The sequence below is a fragment of the Bartonella sp. AD328YNZD genome (assembly GCF_042196425.1).
In genome coordinates, this window is the sequence record NZ_JBHIQG010000038.1 from 12422 (window position 1) to 13851 (window position 1430).

Below are 1430 nucleotides of genomic sequence, written 5' to 3' on the forward strand. Positions count from 1 at the left end.
ATTTTATTGTGTGCAGAAGCAGAAAATGGAGAAAGGGCAAGCAATAAAGCTCCAAGAAGAACAAATTTTTGAGCAAATTTAGGCACGTTTTTTTCCTTAAAGTGAGGAGGTATAAAAGAGGTGGGGAAACCATGCTACAATAAAGCCACGTGGACTTATCAAACAGGAAACAAGATAAATAAATCCTGCGGTAATGATGATAGCAGGGCCGGATGGAAGTGAAAGATGAAAAGAAAGCAGGAGACCACCTACGCTAGAAATGATTCCAAAAAGAGTGGAAAGCGCGCAAATAGGGCCTAGCCGTGAAAACCAAAAACGGGCTGTAATGGCTGGAATCATCATAATGCCAACGGAAAGTAATGTTCCTAGTGATTGAAAGCCTCCAACTAGATTCAGCACCACAAGTCCAAGCAATGAAATATGAATATATTTACTCAATGGAGAGAGTGATTTAAAAAAGAGGGGGTCAAAGCTTTCTAAAACGAGTGCACGCCAAAAAATACAAAGGCTGCATAGTGTAATCAGCATTATAGTAGTGATTAACCAAAGGGCTTGTGCATCAAGTGCAAGAACCGATCCGAATAAGAGATGAAGCAGCTCAATTGTTGAGTCTTTCAGTGAGATAATAATAACACCTGCCGCGAGTGCAATAAGATAAAAGACGGTCATGGATGCATCTTCTTTCTGAAAGCTGTTTCGTGAAATCAAAATGGTTGCTAAAGCAACAATAATGCCAGCAAAAATACCACCAAGTGTCATAGATATAAGGGAGAAGCCGCAAATGAGAAAAGCAGTTGCAACACCAGGAAGAATGGCATGAGAGATAGCATCTCCTGTCAAACTCATTCCACGGAGCATCAAAAACACACCAACAGGACAAGCACTAATAGAGAGGAGAATAGAGCCGATAAGAGCGTTTTGCATAAATTGGAAATCAACAAAGGGGGCAAGAAAAAATGCATACACGTCTTATAACCTAAGAAAGAGAGGATCATTAATGAGAAGATTTTGTTTTTGTGCGCTAATAGGGAAAGAATTGGAGGTGAGAGGTGGCATAACGTGATGAAGGGTGTTGTTTAAAAACTGTGTTGTTTCTCCATAAAAGGCGTTTTGTTGATCAATTTGAATCATTTGGGGAAAAAATTCTTGCACGATGAGAGGGTTATGGAGTGCTGTGAGAATTGTGCGTCCTTGCTGTTGCCAGTATGTGATCAGTGCAAGAAGGTCTTTTTGGGTATTATGATCTACACCATTGAAAGGTTCATCAAGCAAAATAATATTGGCATCTTGTACAATGATACGTGCAAAAAGAGCGCGTTGTAATTGCCCACCTGATAATGTTTCAAGCGAACGGGTGGCAAGTGCTGAGAGTCCAACCATTTCAAGCGCATTCTGAATCTTAGAATCATAAGGGCGTTGGTTTTTCCATA

At 40.3% G+C, this 1430-nt stretch carries 2 protein-coding genes; both read right to left on the bottom strand.

Features of this window, described 5'->3' with window-relative positions:
* Positions 1 to 96: 96 nt before the first annotated feature.
* Positions 97 to 966, bottom strand: coding sequence for a metal ABC transporter permease (locus tag ACFIO3_RS03310; RefSeq protein ID WP_375606765.1), 870 nt, complete (start codon positions 964 to 966; stop codon positions 97 to 99).
* Positions 967 to 969: 3 nt separating this feature from the next.
* The coding region (locus tag ACFIO3_RS03315) for an ATP-binding cassette domain-containing protein (protein ID WP_375704107.1) at positions 970 to 1430 on the bottom strand (461 nt) is incomplete at its 5' end.